Below are 19,822 nucleotides of genomic sequence, written 5' to 3'. Positions count from 1 at the left end.
TAGAAGTAAGAAGAGTATTCATTTCTTGAAAAAAATCCTTTAAGTTATTACGAATAGACATAAAAATCCCTCCAAAATTTAATAGATAAAATGTATCTAATAAAATTTTGGAGGGAACATTTGTTTGTCAATTCGCATTTTAACCAAAACACCTATAAATAAATATACAATATGACGGTAGTGTCCTTAAGTTGACGACATTGAGCGTCCTACTGCAACAAATCTTTATTTATCTTTTAACAACAACTTTATTTGCAGTACTCCAGCCTCCATTTAAGTTTGTTTTGCCGGATTTGGTATATGCACGTACGCGTACATAATAGGTCTTTCCACCTTTTAACTTGCTGATGGTCTTGGTGGTTATTGCGTTTTTGCTGACAGATACCGTCTTGGCATCGCTAAAGTTACTGTATGTGGAATACTGTATCTTATATCCTGTTGCTCTGGTGTCCTTCTTCCATGCCACCTTTAGGCTGTTGGCTTTGCCGGATTTTAAGCTGGTTACAGTTGCTTTCTTTGGAGCCACAGTAACAGTGATTTTCTTTGTTGAAGCCTTGTAATTACTGTTTCCAGTGGCAGTAATGGTAATCGTCGCCTTACCGGTTCCCTTGATGACTACCCTGCCGTTTTCAGAAGATACAGTTACAACTTTCGGATTGGAGGATTTATAAGAGATGGTTCCCCTTGCTTTTGCTGTTAAAGTAAATGCCGCACTGCCATACACCGTTGATATATTTTTAACACCGGTAATTGAATTTGCTGCCTTTGTCACCTCTACGGTTACAATATTAGTTGTAGCAGTTGCATACTTGACACCGGTTGCTTCCTTATTGGTGTTGGTTACCACACAATAATAATATGTTTTTCCAACCTTTTCAGTGGAAGGTGTATAGCTTGCCCCAGTCGCTCCGCTGATGGCCAATGCTCCTGATGTAGTATCCCCATTGTTCCTATACCACTGGTAGCTTAATGTTCCATCCCCAGTGGCACTTACGGACAGGCTGGCTGCATTAGCATTGTATGCATATTTTCCGCCGACAGGCTGTGTTACGATAACCGGCGCAGCCGCATCTATTACCTTTCCGTTATTATCTGCTGTATTATTTCCTGTATTGCTTCCCGGATTGCCACCCGGATCTGCAGCATCCTTTACAGTTCCTGATAATACAATGCTGTTGAAACCATCCAGTGCCAGCTCAATCCTATAAACACCTGTTCCAATGATGGAAGCAGGAATGACAATTGTACCGTTTTTAACAGACCCATCGGGCAAAGCAGAACCGTTTACCATAATCAGAGCTTTTCGGTCAGGTTTTTCTATGTAATTAAAGAATTTCGTTTTATAGTCGCCATCTTTTAACTTTATTACATAATCGCTGCCCCTAACCGGAGGGGAGCTGTTTAGAATGGTATCTGCCGGTGCCTCCTTTGCACCTTCCTGAACTTCTGCGGTCATAGATACATTCTTTACCTTAAAGGTACCCCCTGTCACATCGGGACCGGACAGTAAGAATTTCAAGAAAATCGGATTGGCGGCGTTTGTAAGCGTTGAATTAAAGGTATAGTTGAATTCCTGCCACTCTTCAGCTTTCATATTCAATTTCTCTTCTAATGTTACCGCCCAGCTATTATCCTCCTGAATATTTACCATAACAGAATTATTATACTGTGATTTTCCTTGAAAACTAAGGTGATAGGTAATTCCCTTTTTAACAGACACAGGAATATAAAGCATGCTCATATAATTTAACTGATTGGTTACCGTCTGGCTGGTAATCTCTCCGCCCTCATTTGCCGCTGGGGTAACAGTGCCGTTATTCAGATTATTTGTCCAGCCTGTTGAATCAGTCTTAACTGGCTCTAAAACAACATCACTGTAATCTACGGTAACATTATTATTGGTGGTGCGTACCAAACGGATGTTATCTACCGATACGGTACTTCCTTTTTCAAATACCAGCGAGAATACTGCCTCTTTATCTGTAATTCCCTTAGGGATTGCAAAATTCACCGTATAATCTTTTCCTATGCCGGTTCCTGTAACGTCAATGGTCTCCTTCATATAAACCTTGGAACCGTCTTTGCTGGTAAGCACGGCGGAAACCCTAGCTGCTGTCTGAGATGAAAGGTTCAGAAACAATTGATAGATATCTGACTGCTGCAACCAAATACCGTTCTGATAAATCCTTCCACTACTATCATTGGCTGTCACAAATGCCCTGCGGCTGAAGTCTCCTTTATCTCCCGTCACTGTATCATATTCCTGATTAATTACGTTTGGTACATTTACCGTTGCATTCTCAGTGTGCCAGAAAGCAAGCCGTTCTGCTCCCTGGTCGAAAGAACCGTTGTAAATGTGGTTTCCGCCATTCTGATCCGGATTTTTAAAAATATCCCTGTTATCCACCTGTTCCAGTTCCACCTGTTTTACGACTACATTTCCAATCAAGACATTACCCGTTGCAAGACCCAGATCAAACTCCAGACGAGCAGTGGGATCCGAATCCTTATCCATGGTAAACTGATGAGTATAGTGTGCCATGGTGGTTGTCAGATCAACTTTCTTTGATACACCGTAACCTGCCCAGCCGTTATCAGCATCGCCACATGGTTTAAGCAGAAGTTCCCTGTTGGCAGAAGCTGCCCCATCAAAGCTGATTTCATAAGTATAGCCCCTTGCAAACGGAAAATGCTTGATTAGCTGAATAGCATAGTTTTGGTTTCCACCCTTCGTAATATTGGTCTTTGCATAGACCGTGCCATCAATGGTATCTTTTGTTACCGTTGCCTCACCCCCAAAATCGCCTACAAAGAACTGCCAGTCAGTATCCTCCGGCTTTACCTGGGAAACAGTCTTTAGGGTATTAAATACCGTATCCTTAACATAGTCGCCATTAATGCCTGTAGGCTGATATGCAGGACTTTCAAAGCTCATATTGTCCCTGTGTGTCTCCGGAGTTGCCAGATTATCTTCAAGATTCTGATAGTAATCATCAGCTTTTTTGTATACCCGGACATAATCAACTTCCATATCTGCCGGGAACTGTGCATTCTCCAGTTTGGCCTCCCCATCATAGGTTCCGCCCACTGCCAGGTTTAAAATAAGATAAAAGGGCACATCATAAGGTGCTCCATAAGTATAATTTTCTGCATTATCAGAATTTTTGCTCCAGAAATTCCCTGTAGAAAAATAGGGTACGTCATCTACTAACCATGTAATCTTACCCGGTTCCCACTCTACGCTGTACAAGTGATACACACTAATATCCGTTGAGGAATCGAAGGTATGCTCTTTCCCATAATAAGTATTGTTCGGCCATTGTGAACCAAAGTGAATTGTTCCGCCAACTTTATCCGGAAAACGGCCTCTTGCCTCCATGATATCCAATTCTCCGGAAGCCGCCCAGGTTCCATAAATAGAGCTGTCAGCAGGAAGCATCCAGAATGCCGGCCAGAGTCCTTCTTCTGTAGGCAGCTTAATTCTTGCTTCGATACGTCCATATTTGGTCGCATAGAGAGTATTACCGGCATCCGTCTTGGTGCGTATACGGGTTGAAGTGTATGGCATACCTCCCTTTGATTCCTGTTTCGCGGTAATGACCAGCCTTCCATTCTCTACCACATGGTTGGTATCGGTATAATATTCCTTCTCTTCATTTCCCCAATACTCAGGTCCTCCATTCGGATCTTTTGTCCCTATCTGGAAGGACCACTTGTTAAGGTCAAGTTCTGCACCGTCAAATTCATCAGACCACGCCAGTGTATAGCCGTTGGCGGCAAGATCTGCCTGATTGTCATAATTATAGTCCAATGGCGTAAATCCGGAGAAAGTATAATTTTTCGGTGTAGTGGTCAAGCCGTCTTTATCAAAATAGTAGCGGATAATCTGACCGTCTGTTAATTTAACGTTGTCCGATACTTCCCATATACCATTTGCCTTCTTCCACATTGTGCACTCTTTAAAAGCTGCATCTCCGACACTCAATGCATTGGCCTCTGCTTCTGAAGTGCAGATGGCATAATATGCCTTTGCTGTGGAAGCAGCTGAATCCTTTGCTAACTGGAACTTTACGATTGTTCCTTTTTTGTTTACCTCAATATCGGCTGCCGTTTCCGTGTCATTAACTTCTTCAACTTTTAGGTTCTCAATAGTAATCATACCGTTTAGATCGTTAGGCTCGCTCCCATTCCTGCCCAGTGCAAAGAAGAAATACGGTTTCTCGGCAGAAACCGCACCCGGTCCGTTCACCTCACTGTAATGATACTTCTCCCCTGCTGTCAAGTGAATGAGTTTATTAATATAGTTGCCAGCATCATCCAGCTTAATGAATACATCCTTGTTAATCGTTGAGGTGATATCGAATTCCACCTTATATTTGGTATCGCTTTTTAGTACCAGGTCTTTTACTATGTACTGAAGTGTCCATTCATTTTCTCCAACTCCAAAATTAGTAACTTCAATAGTTGCTATCGTCCCGCTTTCGTTCATAGTAGCATATGAGCCACCCCAGCCGTTTTCTCCTCCTACCCATAACTCTGTTTCCGCGTTCTGTAAATCAATGTAATCTCCCGTTGTAACTGCCGCTTCAACTCTTTGTACAGTGTTTCCAATGGCTTCCGGAATTGGTTGTAACAACATGGCCATTACAATCATTGCCACAGCCCCTCTTTTGAAATACAGGACAAATTGCTTTTTCCTTTTTATCTTTCCCATAAATACCTCCTTAAAATTTTACCAGATTTGTTCAGAGAGCGTGTGCTTTCTATGAACCAATACTACTTTAAATTTTAAAGTATTGATTCTTTTTGAAAAGGGTCAAAATTTTAAAAAAGCATTCTTTTTTTTATATTTGAGCAATAGATACCCCGTCCACAAATCGAAATTTATTATTAAGATATCGGCTATTTTATAATTTGATATATGTAACCTCTATTCCCTGTCTTCACTGGATAGCTACGGGATGGAATTTATATTGGTACAGAAAAATGCCCACAATAGGGATTACTCCGAACTGTGGGTCTTTTAAAATTAGTGAATTTAAACATATCTGAAATATACATCAATAACTTCCGAATTTAATCTCTTATACTGCTTTTGTGACTTTCAATAATTATATTATTTATTCTGGTACACAAGCCAACGCCTGCTCTAAATCGGCTATAATATCATTCACATGTTCAATACCAATAGACATACGAATTAAGTCAGGAGTAACTCCGGCTTCTACTAATTGAGCATCGGATAATTGTCTGTGGGTTGTACTGGCGGGATGTAAGACACTAGTTCTGGCATCTGCTACATGGACTACGATAGCAGCCAGTTTTAAACCATCCATGAATTTAACAGCAGCTTCTCTGCCACCTTTTATTCCAAAGGAAATAACCCCGCAGGTTCCATTTGGCATATATTTTTTAGACAAAGGATAATATTTATTGCTTTCCAACCCCGGATAATTTACCCAAGAAATTTTATCATTGATTTTTAACCATTTCGCAACCGCTAATGCATTACTGCAATGACGTTCCATTCTAAGATGGAGGGTTTCCAAACCTAAATTTAATAAGAAGGCATTATTAGGTGAAGGCGTTAATCCAAGGTCTCTCATAAGCTGAACTCTGGCTTTAACCAAATATGCTGCTTTTCCACAGTCTCTGGTGTATACCATACCATGATAAGATTCATCAGGCGTGGTCAGTCCTGGAAATTTACCCTTATCCCAGTTGAAGTTACCGCTGTCTACAACAACTCCTCCAAGTGCCACAGCATGACCATCCATGTATTTGGAAGTAGAATGAACTACAATATCAGCACCATATTCAATAGGTCTGCAATTAATAGGAGTGGCAAATGTATTGTCTATTATCAATGGCACCCCATTTTTATGGGCTAATGTTGCAAATTTCTCAATATCTGACACTACTAAGGTAGGATTTGCCAGGGTTTCTGTAAATACCAGCTTTGTATTCTCTCGAAAGGCATCCTGAATCTCCATTTCAGAAGCATCCGGATTTACAAAAGTAACTTCTATCCCCATCTTTTTCATCGTAACCCCAAATAAATTACTGGTTCCGCCATAAATGGCAGCGGAAGAAATCATATGATCACCTGCATTGCAGATGTTAAGTACCGCAAGAGTACTGGCGGCTTGTCCGGAAGAAGTACATATTGCACCTATGCCGCCTTCTAATGCAGCAATCTTTTGCTCTACTGCATCTACCGTGGGATTGGCTATTCTGGAATAGAAGAATCCGGATTCTGCTAAATCAAATAATTTACCAACATGTTCGCTGGAATCGTATTTGTAAGTAGTGCTTTGGTAAATAGGAAGCACTCTTGCCTCTCCGTTTTTTGGCATATAGCCCTCTTGAATACACTTGGTATTAATGTGATAATTGCTCATGTTATTCACCTTTCTTTTGTACTTATACTAATCTCCTTTTAGAAGCCTCCCATATTTATATTACTTAAATTTCCTACTAGTGAAAAGCTGCAATTTTCCCTGAGTAAATACCTCTTGGCAAAGTCAGTAATTTCTTCTTTATCCACTGCATTTACTTTTGAAATGGTTTCTTCCAAAGGTGTAATAGAGTCTTTAAAAAGAATGGATTTTCCATTACTATTCATTCTGTTCTTGGCACTTTCACTTCCTAGAATTAATTCTGTCTTTATTTGCTCTTTTGTCATTATCAACTCATCATCGGTTATTCCATTTGCTTTAATATCCTCAATGATCTCAAAGGTATTTTGAACTACTGCTTCCAGCTGCATAGGATTCATTGCACCGTATACCTGATATAAACCAGCTTTTTTATAAGCGCTGCCATAAGAATAAATAGTATAAGTTAACCCTAAGTTCTCACGGATAATCTGGAACAGTCTGGAATTAATACTTCCTCCAAATACAGAATTAAGAATAGTCAACGCATATTTTTCTTTCGCATCTGCCGGAACGGATTCAAAAGCAATGTTCAGATGAAGCTGTTCTACATCTTTTTCTTTTGTGTATATAGTAGGACGATAAATTGGAGCAGAACATTCCGGTTGTCGTGATCCTTTCTTTATAGCTGAAAAGTGTTTTTCCAATAAGTCCATTATATAATCTTCTTCAAAATTACCTGCTACAGATATTACCATATTCTCAGATACATAATACTGCTCCATAAAACTTAGAATCTGCTGTCTGGTTACAGACCTCACCGTCTTTTTACTTCCGGAGATTTGATAACCAAGGGAATGATGATCCCATACTTTCATTTGAAGCATTTCATGAACTAAATCCTCTGGAGAGTCATCATACATGTCTATTTCTTCTATGATAACGCCTTTCTCTTTTTCCAATGCTTTTTCATCTAACAGGGAATTGTTTAACATATCTCCAATGATTTCAATTGCAATTGGCAAATGTTCGTCTAAAGTTACAGCATAAAAGGAGGTACACTCTTTGCTGGTATAAGCATTACTATCTCCTCCTATTCTTGCCATATCATCTGCAATTTGCTTTGCAGTACGATTTTTTGTGCCTTTAAAAAGCATATGCTCTATTATATGTGAAATACCATTATTATCATCATTTTCATCAGAAGATCCAACTTTTACCCATAGGCCAAAAGCAGCACTTCTTAAATATGGCATCTTTTCTAAAACTACAGTAATGCCATTGGATAGTCTTTTGCGGTTTACCATTTATTACTTCCTTTCCATATTCTAATAGTATAGATTGTAACACTCTTAACAAGATTATACAATAAGGAGCTGTTGCAAAATTAAATTACGCAAAACTTCGCTCTTGATTACCTGATAATTAATTCCATTCAGAAATATTATGTCACAGTATTTGCATTGGCAGCTTATTCCTAAGTATGTGTTTTGTATATAATACTAATACATATGAGTTTTAACAATTTCAAATTGAGCATTTTTACCTCTCTTACCAATAATATAGTATAGATTTTCCAACTAATTATCATATACAATGGTAGAGAAGTTCAATAAACAAACCATAAGTTGTAAAAAGTGTTCACTTTTTATAGCAGAAGGAGGTACATATGAAACAATTAAATAAAGGAAAGGTTCTCGTTGCAGGAGTTCTTCTATCGTTAACACTATCTCAGACAACAGCCTTTGCAGCCAATTACAAGATAGTAAAAAACGACTCACTTTATAAGATTGGAAATCTATTTGGAACTTCCATAAGTACACTAAAGACAACAAACAAACTACAATCAGATAAAATTTATCCCGGACAAATATTAGATGTCCCTGCCAAAATACATACTGTTCAAAAAGGAAATACCCTTTACTCAATTGCAAAGAAATATAACGTTAAACTTTTCTCATTAAGAAAGGCAAATCACAAGTGGGATGATTTAATTTTACCGGGACGAAAATTAATTATACCGGCTAGTAAAACATCAAGTAATGCCACTTTATCTTCCAGTACAGCAAAATCGGATTCCTCGAAAGCCGTCATATCTTATACCCAGGAAGAATTTGATCTTTTGGCAAGATTAATAACTGCTGAAGCCAACGGTGAACCCTATAGCGCAATGGTTGGAATAGGTGCTGTTGTAGTCAATCGAGTTAAAAGCGCAGAATGGCCAAATACCATATCAGCCGTTATTAATGATGTACCCGGAGGCTACTATCAATTTACGCCGGTTGAAAACGGATATATTAATAATCCTGCAACCGACGAAGCAAAAAAAGCTGCCAAAGAAGCTTTAAATGGCAGTGATCCAAGTAAAAAAGCCATGTTCTATTATGATGATACATGTACTAATGAATGGATTAAATCTAAGCCTGTTACAGTTAAAATTGGATCTATGATATTCGCAAAGTAAATAAAGAAACAGGCTTATTGCAAAAGGGGAATACCGTGAAGCGATATGCTCCACGGCGTTTCTCGCCTTAGCATCTACCCTGCGAGTCCCAAAGTAGATAGGGATAAACCTTAATTTGACAGAAGCGTAAATGTATGTTATAGTAAATGCCAGTATTAAGAAAGAGGTCAAATCAAATTGGAATCTGATAGTGGAGAAAGTGATAGTAACCCACGACAATTAAACAACGTTAAAGATATAACAAGGCACAGGCTGAATGGATTTGTAAGTTCGGTTTGTGTCTTTGTGTGTTTTTAGCGTTGTTTTTTGTATAAAAATTTAACTAAGAAAGGTGGTATGGTCCTAATGGACTACCGAAGTACGATGCCTTGGCACGCAAAACCTGCTGAGGAAATCTGCAAAGAACTGAAAACCTCAACAGAAGGCTTGAGCGATGCCGAGGCTGCACTGCGGCTGAAAGCTCACGGAATAAATGAGCTCCGTAAAAAAGAAAACCGAACGATTCTGCAAATGCTGTGGGAACAACTGAAAGACCCGATGATAATCATCTTAATCGGTGCGGCGATACTCTCCTTCGTTCTACACGAAGCATTGGAGGGTGGGGTCATCCTGTTCATCGTGTCTGTAAACGCCGTGATCAGCATCATTCAGGAAAAGAAGGCCGAAGCCTCTCTGGATGCACTTAAAAAAATGACCACCGGACGGGCTGTGGCACTGCGACAGGGTGAGGAAAGCAATATTCCGGCAAGTGAGCTTGTTCCCGGCGACATTGTTTTCTTAGAGGACGGCTCAATGGTGCCCGCCGACATCCGGCTGCTTGATTCCTCCAGCTTGAAAATACAGGAAGCATCCTTGACCGGAGAAGCTATACCCTCGGAAAAGGATGCCGATAAAATACTTGACGAAAGCTGTAGCCTCGGCGACCGAAGTAATATGGCTTATTCTTCCACGCTGGTTACATACGGGCGGGGTGTAGGCATAGTCGTTGCCACCGGCATGAACACTGAGGTCGGGCAAATCGCTCACATGATTGATAGTCAAAACGAGTTTGACACGCCGCTGAAAAAGAAGCTGACCTCGGTTGGTAAAACGCTGACCATCGTGGGTTTGGTTGTATGTGCGCTGATTTTTGCAATTGGCTTTTTTTATAAGCAGCCTTTAATTCCTCTGCTCATGACGGCAATTTCCCTTGCCATCTCTATCATCCCGGAGGGGCTGCCTGCAACCGCCACCATCGTTCTGGCGCTGGGTGTCCAGCGCATGGCAAAGCGTGGCGCAATTATCCGCAAACTGCCTGCCGTGGAAACGCTGGGGGGCGCAACAGTCATATGTTCGGACAAAACAGGTACGCTGACACTCAACAAGATGACCGTAACGCAAATTGCCATTGCTTCTGATGTTGGGAGCGGCAAGGCACGGCCTACCCAAAGTGCGCTTAAGATGAATGGGAGCTACTACGAGTTGATTCGGGCGGGTGCACTATGTAACAATGCCGAGTTTGACCCCGACAACCCCGGGAGTATTTTGGGTGATCCGACTGAGGGTGCACTGATTGTGCTCTCCCAAAAATTTGGCGAGGATCATGGCGATTTGGAGGAGGACTGCCCGCGGCTGTTTGAGCAGCCATTTGATTCCCACAGAAAGCGCATGTCCACCATCAACGAAGTAGGGGGTAAACCTGTCGTATTTACGAAGGGTGCAATAGATGAACTGATACCGGTTTGCACCAAAATCCTGACAGCTGAGGGCGAGCGTCCGATTACCGATGAAGATATTGAATCCGTCCGGCGAATATCAGATGGTATGGCTTCCGATGCCCTGCGTGTGCTGGCCTTTGCCAAAAAGAGCATTGACACTGTGCCGGAGGACGATGATGCCGATGTGGAGTTCGGCCTAACCTTTATCGGTCTTGTAGGCATGATCGACCCGCCGCGTGAGGAAGTGAAAGCGGCAATCAAAACCTGCTGGGACGCGGGAATCCGTACCGTTATGATTACCGGCGACCATAGAATCACCGCTGTGGCCATTGCGAAGGAACTGGATATTTGGCACAAGGGTGATACGGTATATACCGGGGACGAACTGGATGAAATGAGCGACAACGACTATAACAATGCGGTCCGCACCACATCTGTTTATGCCCGTGTAACGCCGGAGCAGAAGCTGAAAATTGTGGAAGCTCTTAAACGTACCGGCGAAATCGTTTCCATGACCGGTGATGGCGTGAATGACGCACCTGCTCTCAAAGCCGCTGACATCGGCATTGCGATGGGTCTTTCCGGCACGGATGTGGCAAAGGAAGCGTCTGACATGATTATCACGGACGATAACTTCACCACTATCGTGGACGCAGTGAAAGAAGGACGTCGTGTCTACCGCAACATCCAGAAGGTGATTCAGTTTTTGCTTGCGGGCAACATCAGCGAAATCCTCACCATCTTTATTGCGACACTGTTCAATTTCCCCGCTCCACTTCTGGCTGTTCATATTCTGTGGATAAATCTTGCCACTGACACGCTGCCCGCACTTGCGCTGGGTGTTGACCCGCCTGAAGCAGATGTAATGAAACACAAACCGAAAAAGTCCGGCACATTGTTTGAAAAGGCGCTTGTTATTCGCGTGATTACACAAGGCTGTTTTATCGCAGCCGCTACTCTTATTGCCTTCTTTATTGGCCTGCGAGATGATTTGCCATCAGGTCAAGCAATGGCATTTTGTACAATAGCATTTTCGCAGCTCTTTTATTCGTACAGTCAGCGGTCGAACACAAAATCCATTTTTTCAAAGGGTTTGTTTGAGAACAAAGCCCTGTTCGTTTCCGTCTTGGTTTCTGCCGCCCTGATGCTGGTGCTGGTGGTGATTCCCCCTGTGCGGGAAGTGTTTGCTCTATCCTCTCTTGATGCAGACGAATGGCTGATGATATTGGGATTGTCGCTGATTCCAACTGCACTCATTGAAATCCAAAAGGCGATTTGGCATTTTGTAAGTAAGTACAGCCATCGTCGCCAAACAGGAGGTCAGCATGCCAGATAAACAATGGTAGCTACCCCGTCAGCGGATTAACGTGGGCAGAGGCAGCAGAGCGTCATGGTCGGGGGCTGGTCAACAAAGCCCAAGCCCCCCAATCCAAGACAAAATCCAACTGGCTATGATCCGAGACAATGTATTTACCCTGTTTAATATGCTCAAAGTACTGATTAGCGTTGCCCTTCTCTGGCCGGAGCGTGGGAGAATATCTTTTTTTGGGAGTCATTTTTCTAAATAGTGCCATCGGGGTTTTCAGCAGTGGTATGCAAAAAAGCTGGTAGAAAAGATCTCTTAGTTATCCCATTCCCGGGTTTTAAACCAAAGTGGTATCGGTGTCCTAATTTCTATTCAGCCTCACGTAAACGTTCTACGATACTTTGTTTGTTGGTGGCTTTATAAGCAGAAAGGGGTATTATAATACCTAAAAGAATAAATATGGGCAAAACACCTAAAATTGGAATCACCGTAAAATGATATTGAAAAAACCATAACATACTCTCCATTTGCCTAATTAAGAAAAATCCTACCAGTATACTAACGAAGAACGAAATAACAATAGCGTTCCCACCATAAAACAATCCTTCTATTACAAGCATTCTTTTTATCTGTTTCCCGGTCATACCAATGCTGTTCAACATAGCAAGTTCTCTTTTTCTTGACATGATACTGGTTAGCTCTGCATTAATAAAATTCATTATTCCTATGAAGCCTATAATTAAGCTTAATATTCCTCCTATTAATAAAAACATATTCTGAAAAGATTGAAATTCTTTCGTGTAGGTACTCTTTGATTCATAATTAATATCTGCTTCTACATTATTTGTGTAATCTTTTATAAATGATTCCATATTGCTTTCCTTATCAGGTTCAACATTTATCATATAATTCATAGTGCTAAATACATTTTTATTATTACTGATAATTTCCATATCTTCTCTCATGGTGTCTGAGGTTATTGCAAAATTTAAACTTCCGTAGCGACGCATGGAAATATTATTAGGAATCATTGCGGTGGCTACTACTTTATAATCAATGTCAAAACCATTATTTTCAGTTACATTACCCTTATCATCTATGTCATAGTCAGTAATATAGTGGATACTTACCTTATCACCTATATTATAAATAGACTCGTGCATATAGAGGTTCCCATAATCATCTTCAGATAGAAGCTGAATGATTCCATGTTCCTGATTCATTTGTTCCAAATCAATAGATCCTTTTACAAGTTTTAAATGTTTCATTGGAAGTTCATCTAATCCATAAACATCCAGATTCATTTCTACCATATCTTCATCTTTCTTATTAATAATTGAAGAATCAAGATGTTCTGGGGGCAAGTCACTGTAAAACTCCATAAATTTTTTCTTTGTTTGTAAAACAGAAGCCAAATCTGTATAAAGATAAACTCTTCCCTCTTCTGTAATACCCTCCTGCTCATGAATTGCAGAAATAATGGATTCGGTAACCTTTTGATCCTCACTCCTAAAATAACTTTTAAAATAGTCTGCATGACCGACTACAAAATCAGATACCACAAATTTACTTAAAAACTTATCCATGTTAAATCCCTTTGCAAATGTGTAAACAGCACTTAATAAAACTACACTAAGGGACAGTGAAAGGATTACTAAAGTAGTTTTTTTACGGCTGCGGATTAAATTACCTCGAGCCATCCGGTACACTTTTGAACCGGTTTTAGTTCTGCTGGTTTTTTGCTTCACTATACTTCTTTCTACAAACCGTACTGCTTCCATTGGAGATACGGATGCAGCCATTTTACCCGGCTTTCTAGTGCTGATAAGTACAGTAATACAGGAAAATACAGCGGATCCAATGAATATCCATGGATTAAAGGTGATATAAGTGCTGGTAACAGCCATATTACTCATAATTATTTTAGTCAGGGTATTACCAATAAAAAAACCGATTACCAATCCAACTGGAATTCCTAATAAAGATAGCATTAAAGCTTGGTTTCGAATAAGACGTTTTAGCTGCTTATAAGTGGTTCCTATTGTTTTCAGCAATCCATAAAATCGGATATCGTTGGATATGGATATTTGAAAAATATTATAAATAATTAAATATCCGGTAAGTACAATGAGAACAACTATCATGGCAAGTGCCAATAATGTAATCATTCTATCAGCAGAATTTAAGTGTGTTGAGGTATACGCCCAATTAACTCCCGTATCCAAATAATTCCCAGCAGTGTTATCAAGAGTGTTATAACCTTTATCTTCTGCTATAATACTAAGATTCTTCTCTATGTTACTGCTATTATCAAACATAACATCTAAAGACCAGGTACCGATAATATTGCTGCCCCATCCTTTATCAGCTTCCTTATCATAAGAAGATAATTTTTCTTCTACGTAATCTTTAGAAAGCCAGATTTGACTTGCCAACATTGTTTCATCCGTCTCCCAAAATCCACAGAGTGTAAATGTATCGGTTATGTTTTTACCTCCAAGGGGATAGGTAAATGTCACTTTTTGCCCTAATTCATGGGGCACCCCTAGCAAATCCAATACTTTGGTATCTGTAGCCAATTCTTTCACTTCTGACGGCATCCGCCCGGTTGTAGGATAAGAGAAAAACAGTTTTGCCCCATCATCATTACCGTAACGAATCTCTGTATGGTGCTTATGAAAAGGAGATTCCATAGGCATGGCTAACATTACGGAGTATCCATATTCTTTAATTAAAGGATGATCTTTTAATTCATTTACTTGTTCTTTCGTTAAGTACTTAAAACCGCCATGAGCAGAACCTCCTACCATTCTCATAGTTTGCTGCTGCCAGGAATAATTCATGGAGATAGCAACAGTAAATATTGATGTAAATAATATAGTGGTTAATGCAATGGCAATTAATGCAACTATATTTCTGGTTCTATTTGAACGAAAACTGCGAAAGGATAATTTTCTGATTATTTTTTTATTTGCTACATTTAACATAATAACCTCATTTCCGGTGCTTTAAGCACCTATTTGCTTCTTATTATGATTCCATCCTCAATATGGATGATGTAATCCGCCATTTGCGCTATTTCTTCATTATGGGTTATCATTACAATAGTTTGCCCGAACTGCTTACTGGTAACTTTTAAAAGTCCTATAACATCCAGACTTGTTTTGCTATCCAGATTACCGGTAGGCTCATCTGCCAAAATTATAGCAGGCTTTGCTGCCAGTGCTCTGGCAATGGCAACTCTTTGCTGCTGCCCTCCGGATAGATTATTGGGCAGATTTTGAAGTTTCTGTTCCAAGCCTAAGGTTTTGATGATTTTATTCACATAGGAGCTGTCTATTTTATTTCCATCCAATTCTATTGGTAAAACAATATTCTCATATACGTTTAAAACCGGCACCAGATTATAATTCTGAAATACAAAACCGATTTTTCTTCTTCTGAATATAGTAAGTTCTTCTTCTTTTAAGGTAAAAATATCTTTTCCATCCACTACTACACTTCCGCTTGTTGGCCTGTCCAGTCCTCCAAGCATATGAAGCAAGGTTGATTTGCCGCTACCTGAGGTACCTACAATTGCAACAAAAGAACCATTTTCAACCTGTAGATTTACTCCATCTAAAGCTTTAACTACATTTTCCCCTGTTCCATAATGTTTTTTTAAATTATTTGTTTCAAGAATTTTCACTAATATATCCCTGCCTTTCCTAATACCTACACCTGCATACAGGTGATTTTTTATTTGCCCTATCACCGGCAAAAAACATTTAAAAAATCTATGTATAAACTTAGTTTATACATAGACTATATCATGAACGTAATAGGTGTTCGTGATTTTTACTATATCATGAACATAAAGCATGTTCATGATCCTGAGCACTCCACTGGGGAATCCCAAGCAAGCTTGTGATTTCCTCATTACGTTTTTACTATATCATGAACATAAAGCATGTTCATGATCTTGAGCACTCCACTCGGGAATCCCAAGCAAGCTTGTGATTCCCTCATTACGTTTTTACTATATCATAAAAATCTTTCTACATTCTTTCTGAAATCTAACAGTTTTGAAAGATTTACTTGTATCTTGGTAAGAAAACAGAAAAGACAGATCCCTCTCCTGGTTTTGAAGCAACTTTTATATATCCCCCTTCCGCTGAAAGGATGGCTTGTGCAAGATACAAACCAATACCCACACCTTCCTGCTCTGTAACAGCTTGTGAACGATAAAATCGCATAAATATTTTATTAAATTCTGATTTATCTATTCCGATTCCGTTATCTGTAATGTCGATACGGCAAAACAATTCAAATGCCGTTGTTTTAATCATGACACTGCCGTGTTCCGGAGTATATTTAATTGCGTTATCAACAATATTGGCCAAGGCTTCTATTGTCCATTTCATATCAAAATAAGCTTTTTCCTTTGTCTGATCTATTAAAACAGAAATATGCTTTTTATCTCCTTGTGGAGTAAATTGTTTATGGATGGCATCAAGTAAACTGCTGATATTATTTGCCTGGGGCGATACCGTAATAATTCCATTTTCTAATCTGGAGGTTTTGATTAAGGAGCCGATTAAAAAATTTAGTTTCTCAGTTTGGCTCATGATCTGATCGGCACATTGTACAGCTTCTTTTGAAAGATTTTTTTCCATTAATAATTGGGAATATAGAAGTATGTTGGCAATGGGCGTTTTAGTTTGATGAGATATATCAGAAATAAGTGAATCAATCTTCTCTTTTTCTTTTTTAAGATTTTTTGAAGACGTTTCACTTTCCCATAAATATTGATGGAGTTTCACTTCCAATGCAGACATTTTGGATTCATCATAAGTAGTTTCTGTAAAACAACCATTGATGGCAGATTCTAACATACCATATAAATGTTTCATTATTTTATTTACTTGATATTTATTATAAAGAACCATACTTATTGAAACCAACAAAACTATAATAGGAACTATAATAATTGAAATACGAATATAATCCATCTATTTCACCGCCCAGGTATAACCTACTCCATATACTGTTTTTATATATTGGGAAGAAGAGGGATTCTCCTCCAGCTTGTCCCGCAAACGTTTAATAGTTACAGATAAAGCATTCTCATCTACATATTCAGCACCATCCGTCCAAATCCAATCCACCAGGGCTGAACGGCTTAATGTATGTCCTTTATTCTCAATTAAGATCTTAAGGAGCTTTTGCTCCGTTTTACTTAGTTCTATTATATTACCGTTTTTAGAAAATTCCATGGCATTGAAGTTAAAATTATAATCATCTATTTGTATCACACTCGAAACTGCAGTTTCTAATTTACGAAGCTGTAACTTAACTCTGGCCCTTAGTACCATTAAGCTAAATGGTTTTGTAATATAATCGTCGGCACCTAATTCTAAACCTGTCACAATATCAGTTTCTAAGTCATTGGCAGTAAGTATTATTATAGAAACCATATACTTTTCTCTTATTTCACGTAGAAAATCCAGACCGTTTCCGTCCGGTAAATTAATATCTAATATAATTAATGAAATAGAATTATTCTTTAGAAGTTCTCTTGCAGCAGCTATATTATGTGCTTGTAATAATAGATATTTATCATCTTTCAAAGATAATACAATACCGTCACTTAAGGCTCTATCATCTTCTATAATTAAAATATTAAACATAACCTATCCTCCGGAGAATTATAGAATTCTATATTTTCCCTCATTTTAACATGCCGGTAATTTAATGGCAAGAAAAAGGCTATCTTTAACCTTATTGGATTAAAGACAGCCCTGTATAAAATGATATTAACAATTATTATTTCCAAATGTTCATATTCAGTGTTCATATTCAAAAGATTGTAGTACTATCTTAACAAATCATCTTGATTAAGTGTTTCGTACTATTAGCAAATAATATAACTCTTCTGTTATTTTCAAAACTCCAACTATGAATTCCGGTATCTGACGTTGGGAAGATTATATTAGAATCTACCGGCAATCTTAGAAAAGAACGATACAGCTGATTTATCATTCCACCATGTGATACAATCGCTACGGTTGCATCTGGATTGTTTTCTGATAAAATTTTAGACAATATGTAATCTCCACGAAAACGAAATTCTAACAAAGATTCCATTTCATAAACACTTTCGTGTATTGGAAGACTTAGATCTTCAGGATATTTTTGGGCAGCTTCTTTTCTTGACAAGCCAGCAATAAGACCATTATTGAACTCCATCAGGTACTCTGTCTCTTCAATAGGTATGCCTACTTCTTGGGATAGTGCAATGGCTGTTTGTTTTGCTCTTTTTAAAGTACTTGCATAAATCCGATCTATTTTATAATTATCCTTTACCCAAATTGCCATTCTTTCTGCCTGTTCTCTGCCTAGTTCGGTTAATTCGAAGTCTGCTCTGCCTTCATGTACATCTAATAAATCGGCTTCGGATTCACCGTGTCTAATAATCAATACTCTCATATCCTTCTCCTTTTATAGATAGTAAGAACACTTTATTATTATACCATTTTAATATAATTTACCAAGTTTTCTCCCAACCTTCTCTATATCCTAATACTTCAAATCCCATTGAACTGAAAAACTCATTAGAACCTCCAAAACAATAAGTGGCACCAAAATAAGTGGTTTTTTTCATTGCTTCCATTAATGCAACAGATGCAAGTCCTAATCTTCTATATTCCGGCGAAGTAGCAAGGGGTTTTAGATACCCGTAATGATTCTTACTATCTAACCACATTCCGGCAAAACAAGCATATTCACCATTGGGTGCTTTAATAATGGTGGATAAATCTTTTCTAAAATGTAGTCTTGAATGATTAAACATATTACAATCCTCAGGTTTATTACTAAGTTCCATTCCCTTCCATAGACAATGTTGCATTTTTTTAATATCCTTTTCATCTTCTAATGAAAGAACAGAATACCCTTCTGGCAATATGTACTCTTTAAAACCCTTATCATACTTGTATATGGTAATTGGTCTTTTATCAACCTTAGAATAATTCCCCAAAACCAACATATTAAATAACACTTTTTGTTTATCTGTTATCCAGATACGCAGCTTTCTTTTATTCTGGCTTTGAATACTTAATTCTTCCTCTGCATATTTAAGCATATCTTCATAAAGATATTCGTACCTTTCCGATGCAAATAAAAAGCATTCACCTAAGTCTGTTTCATAGCAGACGATTGCAACTACTTTATAATCATCTTCCCATATTCCAAAACGATGAGTCATTTTGTGATTAAAGAATGGGTTTGTATGGGCATATTCCCAAAATGGCTGCAGTAAATAACCATTCAGCTTTTTTATAGAATAATTATCGATTAAAAAATTACTGACCTTATCAAAGTCCTCTAATATATTATATCTTCTCTGTTTCACTGACATATGTTCCCCTCCATTATTAAACTTTTCATCCCCTATAAATAAAAAAGTATATTTTTCTTTAAGGCAAAATTAAGAACATAATAGGTAAATTCATCATTTCAATACGTTTTATTATTAAAGCATGTATTTTATCTTAATTTTAGCACATGGTTAAGGTAAAAACAACGGAAACATGAGAGTTGTTTCATGTTTTGTACGGTTTATTTTTATCAATCTATTCATTAAGTACAGGTTATATGTCCTTGTTATTCATTAAATATTTGTTCTGTTTAGATTTTTATTTAATTTTCTGTACAAGGATAGGTACAATCTCTGTATTGAACTCTTATTTAATAGAAAGAATGCGTTATCCATGACTGCACCAAAATTATTAACATTAGCTTTAATCCTATCTTATGCGTTGTCTTTTATAGATTAAAAAAATAGCATCCTTTACTGCCTTACGTTAAGATACTATTTTTATGCCCTTTTAATCTATATTTATTTTTTGAGTCTAAATTCGAATCCAACTAGATTCTGCTTCTCCATTATTAATATTAATCTGCAACTGATACTTATAAGTTTTTGGCCAAGTACAAA

The 19,822-nt window shown here is 38.3% G+C and carries 11 protein-coding genes; 2 read left to right on the top strand and 9 right to left on the bottom strand.

Annotated features, from left to right (window positions below):
• Positions 1-229: 229 nt before the first annotated feature.
• The 3 genes from BM183_RS15660 to BM183_RS15650 all read right to left on the bottom strand — a co-directional run bounded on the left by BM183_RS15660 (position 230) and on the right by BM183_RS15650 (position 7,684).
• Complete coding sequence (locus tag BM183_RS15660) at positions 230-4,714, bottom strand: family 16 glycosylhydrolase (protein WP_091687816.1); 4,485 nt, start codon at positions 4,712-4,714, stop codon at positions 230-232.
• Between the two features lie 406 nt (positions 4,715-5,120).
• Positions 5,121-6,401: an O-acetylhomoserine aminocarboxypropyltransferase/cysteine synthase family protein gene (locus BM183_RS15655; protein WP_091687815.1), complete on the bottom strand. Its 1,281-nt coding sequence runs from the start codon at positions 6,399-6,401 to the stop codon at positions 5,121-5,123.
• Positions 6,402-6,439: 38 nt separating this feature from the next.
• Complete coding sequence (locus BM183_RS15650) at positions 6,440-7,684, bottom strand: M16 family metallopeptidase (protein ID WP_091687814.1); 1,245 nt, start codon at positions 7,682-7,684, stop codon at positions 6,440-6,442.
• Positions 7,685-8,046: 362 nt separating this feature from the next.
• Here BM183_RS15650 and BM183_RS15645 point away from each other — a divergent pair, with 362 nt between their 5' ends.
• Entirely contained in the window at positions 8,047-8,841 is a 795-nt protein-coding gene (locus BM183_RS15645; protein WP_091687813.1) for a cell wall hydrolase, read from the top strand.
• 345 nt (positions 8,842-9,186) lie between these two features.
• Positions 9,187-11,874 (top strand): calcium-translocating P-type ATPase, PMCA-type, encoded by a 2,688-nt coding sequence (locus tag BM183_RS15640; RefSeq protein ID WP_091687812.1) that lies wholly within the window; start codon positions 9,187-9,189, stop codon positions 11,872-11,874.
• 338 nt (positions 11,875-12,212) lie between these two features.
• On the opposite strand, the gene BM183_RS15635 is transcribed toward BM183_RS15640, so the two are convergent.
• The 6 genes from BM183_RS15635 to BM183_RS15610 form a co-directional block, all read right to left on the bottom strand.
• Positions 12,213-14,831 carry an ABC transporter permease gene (locus tag BM183_RS15635; protein WP_091687811.1) on the bottom strand — a complete coding sequence of 873 codons (2,619 nt, stop codon included), beginning with the start codon at positions 14,829-14,831 and terminating at the stop codon, positions 12,213-12,215.
• A gap of 29 nt (positions 14,832-14,860) precedes the next feature.
• A complete protein-coding gene (locus BM183_RS15630) occupies positions 14,861-15,532 on the bottom strand; it encodes an ABC transporter ATP-binding protein (protein WP_091687810.1) in 672 nt (223 codons plus the stop codon).
• 385 nt (positions 15,533-15,917) lie between these two features.
• Entirely contained in the window at positions 15,918-16,835 is a 918-nt protein-coding gene (locus BM183_RS15625; RefSeq protein WP_170848043.1) for a sensor histidine kinase, read from the bottom strand.
• Positions 16,836-17,513, bottom strand: a complete 678-nt coding sequence (locus tag BM183_RS15620; protein WP_091687809.1) for a response regulator transcription factor — start codon at positions 17,511-17,513, stop codon at positions 16,836-16,838. It abuts the gene before it with no gap.
• A 190-nt stretch (positions 17,514-17,703) separates the two neighbouring features.
• Complete coding sequence (locus tag BM183_RS15615) at positions 17,704-18,312, bottom strand: histidine phosphatase family protein (protein ID WP_091687808.1); 609 nt, start codon at positions 18,310-18,312, stop codon at positions 17,704-17,706.
• 58 nt (positions 18,313-18,370) lie between these two features.
• Positions 18,371-19,243 (bottom strand): GNAT family N-acetyltransferase, encoded by an 873-nt coding sequence (locus tag BM183_RS15610; protein WP_091687807.1) that lies wholly within the window; start codon positions 19,241-19,243, stop codon positions 18,371-18,373.
• Positions 19,244-19,822 lie beyond the last annotated feature (579 nt).

Source organism: Anaerocolumna aminovalerica (assembly GCF_900115365.1).
Taxonomy (GTDB): Bacteria; Bacillota; Clostridia; order Lachnospirales; family Lachnospiraceae; genus Anaerocolumna; species Anaerocolumna aminovalerica.
This window is presented reverse-complemented; position numbering and strand designations above follow the sequence as displayed.